The organism is Microcoleus sp. SVA1B4, assembly GCF_036700545.1.
Taxonomy (GTDB): domain Bacteria; phylum Cyanobacteriota; class Cyanobacteriia; order Cyanobacteriales; family Microcoleaceae; genus Microcoleus.
This window is the reverse complement of the sequence record NZ_JAUBPB010000134.1, coordinates 1-4,580: the sequence shown is the minus strand read 5'-3', so window position 1 is coordinate 4,580 and position 4,580 is coordinate 1. Positions and strand designations below refer to the sequence as shown.

Below are 4,580 nucleotides of genomic sequence, written 5' to 3'. Positions count from 1 at the left end.
GTCCAAAAAGGACGGGCGGGACGCCCATCCCACAATAACAATTAAAATTGTAAGTTATTTAATTCGCGATCCTAAGCCAGTTTTAAATCGGAATCTCAGGGGCCAAACTAACTACAATGTTCGAGATAGCTTAGCCACTATAGCGAATGTTTGGTCTCGCTGCGGCGACAGTGTAAATATGAGAGTAAATGCTGCAATGACAGCCCGCGGTGCCGGCATGGCCACCGTTGACTCCTTCGATTTGGCTCATCGCGGTTTAGTCGATCGCGTCAAATATCGCACTTGCCGCTAAGCAGCTTGTTGGGAGTGTAGTGTGAGGTATTGTTTTCAGGTTTGAATTTGGAATTTTGAATTTTAAGTTGGAAGAGGGAATAATTTTCCCTCTTCCTTCTTGCTTCTTCCCTCTTTCTTCTTCCCTCTTGCTTCTTCCCTCTTGCTTCTTCCCTCTTCTTGACATCCGTTACATCTGATATCTTGCACCATTGTCAGCAACAGGCAAGATGCCTGTTCCACAAGAAAATCTACTCTTTGTGGAACGGGCATCTTGCCCGTTCTTGAGAATGGTGCAAGATGTGAGTTACATCCGTTACATCCGTCGAGCGAATCCGTTGCCGAACTTCCCTTTTCCTTCTTCCTGACATCCGTTATATCCGTTACAGAATCCGTTGCCGAACTTCCTTCTTCCCTCTAAAACACAGTCCCGTCACTTTCAATCTGAATTGGCGGCACTCCACCAGGCCTCAATTCGCCCGCAATTTTCCGCCCCGCCGCCCAAGTTCCTCCTTGCAAAATCTTCACCAGCGGCAATTGTTCCGCACTCAAATGCAGCTTTTCTCGAATAGCAGCGGCAATTTTATCTAAAAGATTCACAGTCAGCGATCGCCATTCTACTATAACTTCCGAACCAGGCAAGTAACTCTGTGCAAAAATAGCCGAATCTTTTGGCTGCAGCAGCCCGATATCCAAACACAAACCGCCGTTGCGGTACTCCGGCAATCCCGTTAACTCATCCAATCCCGCGACTTCTAAACCAAGTTCTTGCAGCGGTTCCAACAGCGAATAAGTCAACCACTGCGAGAGTTTGTGAAACGGCACCAATTCATCTCCCAGATTTTCTCCTGTTAAAGCCGGATGCCGCCAAACATCGCCTAAATTAACACCACCAATTGCATATCTTCCCGGCCAAATTTCCCCAAAACCTGTCAAAATAGCGCTCAACACTTCAGAAGCCTTCACAGTGTTGACTTCAGAAACCCCACTGTTGAGCAAGTATGTTGCCAAATTGCCGGGACGCGGGTTTTCGCTGCCAAATAATAATGGATGCTGGCAAATCGCATTTCCCAAACGCTGCAATAATTCTAATCTGCCTGTTAAACCAACTAGCGGATTGTCTCGACTTACCTGAAATCCAGCAGCTAAGGTTTCTAGTTTTAATTGAGAAAGTCCCTGAGAATCAGCTTGCCAAGGAAAATTGGGATTGCTGGAAAAAACACCTTGACAAAACATCCGCAAGCTGGCTATTGCTAACCCTTCAGAACGGCGGTAAACCTGTCCGGTTTCGGATTCGCAATACTGCCAATCTGCACCAGCACCGGCATCAAGCAAAACGCTGACAATGGCTAAATCAAATTTGATCTTAGCTTGCTCTATGAGTGCAAATTCGGCTATTGCTGCATTCAATTCGGCGAGTCGCGACAGGTTGCCGGCTTCAAAATGTCGCCAGCGACTGTGAAAGGGAATGTTAAAATCGGGATATTGTTGGCGCGTGGTGTCAATTACATAATTTGCTGCTTTGTCGAGTTGGGATAAATCGACACGGAAGTAGCGAAGTTTGTCGTGGCTGGCTAAATCAAAAAGCCGATCGCACTTTTGACGAATAGCAGCCGGCGTTCTCAGATATTCTACAGTCTCAAGTTCACTATTGCCCAAGTTCATACTACCAAACAGCGGTAAACATCGTTTTCTTGAAAAAAGTCAAACTGACTGTAATCTAAAAGATTATCTAAAATCGCATTTTTATCGATTTTGATCAGCTTATATTCCCACTTAGACCCGCTGACTTCGCGTTTTATTTGATCGGAAACTATGACCGAATTTCTTTCTCTACCCGGACATACTATTTTACTTAAATCTTCCAGCCTGTCGGCTATGTGAATATCTTTTCCGTAAGTGCAAGACCTAAATATATATAAATTTCCCTTAGCAACTCCCACCGACAAGCCGCAAGGTATTTGATTGGCGTCAATAAAAAGTTTCCAATTCTCGCACAGACTTTCCATTGCCGCTAAGGCTGAGTGAGCTTCCGGGAAAGTCAACAAATGCGAATCGCCAACAATACTCCGAATTGTGCCGCCGTATTCTTCGCAAATTGTTTTTTCACAAGTATCAAAGTTGGTGAGCAAATATTCCACATCTTTGATCGAATTAGATTCTTGATAGGCTATAAAACCTCTCAAATCTGCTTTAATTATTGCTTGATTCTTGATAATTCGCGTTTTGTAACTTTGGTCAACTTTGTAAACTTTTTCAGGTTCGCTCATCCCTTTCAAAGAAAACTCGTTAACAAAAGACGTTTGCACTTCTGCTTTGTTGAGCGCCAGCCATGCTGCTTGGGACAAATATATTTCATCCGGCGGAGTTACTGATTCTATACGCGCTGTTAAATTCACCGTATCGCCAAAGATATCTTTATCTTGATGCAAGACATCTCCTAATGTAATCGACACGCGAATAGCCAATCGTTCGTCGTTCGCCTTGCTAGATTGTTGCGCTCTCAATTCTTGCTGCATTTCTATGGCTGCTACCGCCGCTGCTGTGACGCTGGGAAAAATTATCCAAAATGAATCACCTTCCCCTTTAATCACGCTGCCTTCATTTCTGGCGCTAATATCTGAAACAAAAGTTTTATGCTCGTTTAACAAACTACTTAAGTCCGACTGAGATAATTTTTTGACTCTGGCGGTATATCCACAAATATCTGTTTTTACGATCACACTAGAACGCAAATTAGCCATAACCTACCCTGACTGATCAAAAACCAGCAATAATTTTATGTGGCCAAGACGCGATAGTTCGCGTCCGATCGCGTCTTAGCCCTCTCAATCTCCTAAATCGCGTCCGATCGCTTCTGCAAGAATTGTAGCATCTGGCACAGGGTCAGGCGTGTAGTAGCCGGCGGCTTTTTTGGCGACGATTTCGACTTGTGCGTCTGCAGGAATCCAATCTTCAGGAATGGGGATGCGATCGACCACCTGAATGCCAGAATTGATAATCGCATTGTATTTCATATCGCTCATAGAAACTAAACTGTCAATGCGAGAGATCCCCAACCAGTGCAGCACGTCTGGCATTAGTTCTTGAAACCGCATATCTTGAACTCCCGCAACACATTCAGTGCGCGTAAAATAGGCATCAGCGCGATCGCCACCTTCCTGCCGTTTTCTGGCATTGTACACCAAAAACTTAGTCACTTCCCCCAAAGCTCTCCCTTCCTTGCGGAAGTAAACTATTACCCCAGAACCGCCGGATTGTGCAGTTTGGATGCAAATTTCCATCCCGTGTACCAAATAAGGGCGACAAGTGCAGATATCCGAACTGAAGACATCAGAACCGTTGCATTCATCGTGTACCCGTACCGCCAACTGCTTATCTGTGTCAGAAATATTCCCGACATCGCCAATAATATAAACCGTAGTTCCGCCAATTGGTGGCAAGAAAACGTGTAAATCTGGCCGCGTCACTAAATCCGAGAACATTCCGCCTGTTTGCTCGAACAGGACACGGCGGAGAACGCTTTCTTGGGCGCCGATTCGCCTAGCAATTCCCGGCAAATACCACACCGGATCGATCGCAATTTTAGTTACTGCTAAATTGCCACCTGCTTTGACTATTTTGCCATCAATTTGCACCCGCCCCTTAGCAATGGCATCTTGCAATTCCGGCATATTAATGTGAGCTTTAGTGACAGCAATTGTCGGTCGAATATCGTATCCCTGCTGGAGAAATGAAGTATAAACTTCGCTAACCAAACCCCCAAAGGGATCGAGAGAAACAATCAAATTGCGATCGCCCCAACTCGGATGCGGCCCGATGTGTGCCGCCGGAGAGGTGTTGGTAAAATCGGGGCGGTGATCGGCTTGGAGTGCCCCGTTCGCAACTGCTAGCGCGCGATAAACAGAGTAGGAACCCGAATGAGTGCCGATCGCATTCCGGTGAGACGATTTGGTAAGGCTACCAATAACAGGCCCCCGTTTCAGCGGATCGATTTCTCCCCAGTGGATGGGATGAGGTTTTGTGCCGGATCTGTCGGGATGGGATGTTAAAACTATATGCTTGGGTTTAGACACAGTTGTTTTTGGCTCTTGCTATGGATGCTGCTGTTGGTTGTAAGCCGAATCGCAATCTGAAACAGTGATTCATCATACCAACCGTACACACCTCCCTGGTTGAAACAATCGCGCTACACACACACAAACCTTTCTCGGCTTGGGTTGCACGATAACAAGAGGTTTTCGTCGGATTTGATATAAGGATCGCCAATTAAATAACTTACAATTTTAATTGTTATTGTGGGATGGGCG

5 protein-coding genes are annotated in these 4,580 nt (G+C 45.6%); 2 read left to right on the top strand and 3 right to left on the bottom strand.

All coding sequences use genetic code 11. The annotated features are described in order from the left end of the window. A partial coding sequence (locus tag QT987_RS29385; RefSeq protein WP_333246985.1) for a DUF4360 domain-containing protein occupies positions 1–292 on the top strand: 292 nt, incomplete at its 5' end. Positions 293–500: 208 nt separating this feature from the next. Further along, positions 501–638, top strand: a complete 138-nt coding sequence (locus QT987_RS29380) for a hypothetical protein (protein ID WP_333246983.1) — start codon at positions 501–503, stop codon at positions 636–638. 49 nt (positions 639–687) lie between these two features. Here QT987_RS29380 and QT987_RS29375 read toward each other — a convergent pair whose 3' ends face one another. The 3 genes from QT987_RS29375 to QT987_RS29365 form a co-directional block, all read right to left on the bottom strand. Next, the gene (locus tag QT987_RS29375) at positions 688–1,935 is read right to left on the bottom strand and encodes a URC4/urg3 family protein (protein WP_333246982.1); all 1,248 of its coding nucleotides are present in this window, start codon (positions 1,933–1,935) and stop codon (positions 688–690) included. Next, positions 1,932–3,014, bottom strand: a complete 1,083-nt coding sequence (locus QT987_RS29370) for an adenylate/guanylate cyclase domain-containing protein (RefSeq protein WP_333246980.1) — start codon at positions 3,012–3,014, stop codon at positions 1,932–1,934. Before QT987_RS29370 ends, QT987_RS29375 begins: the two co-directional genes overlap by 4 nt. 84 nt (positions 3,015–3,098) lie before the next feature. Continuing rightward, positions 3,099–4,346 carry a GTP cyclohydrolase II gene (locus QT987_RS29365; RefSeq protein WP_333246978.1) on the bottom strand — a complete coding sequence of 416 codons (1,248 nt, stop codon included), beginning with the start codon at positions 4,344–4,346 and terminating at the stop codon, positions 3,099–3,101. Positions 4,347–4,580 lie beyond the last annotated feature (234 nt).

Bases quoted from the DNA above. Each gene is read 5' to 3' on its own strand.
- QT987_RS29380 (WP_333246983.1), top strand. From the start codon at position 501: ATGCCTGTTCCACAAGAAAATCTACTCTTTGTGGAACGGGCATCTTGC.
- QT987_RS29375 (WP_333246982.1), bottom strand. From the start codon at position 1,935: ATGAACTTGGGCAATAGTGAACTTGAGACTGTAGAATATCTGAGAACG.
- QT987_RS29370 (WP_333246980.1), bottom strand. From the start codon at position 3,014: ATGGCTAATTTGCGTTCTAGTGTGATCGTAAAAACAGATATTTGTGGA.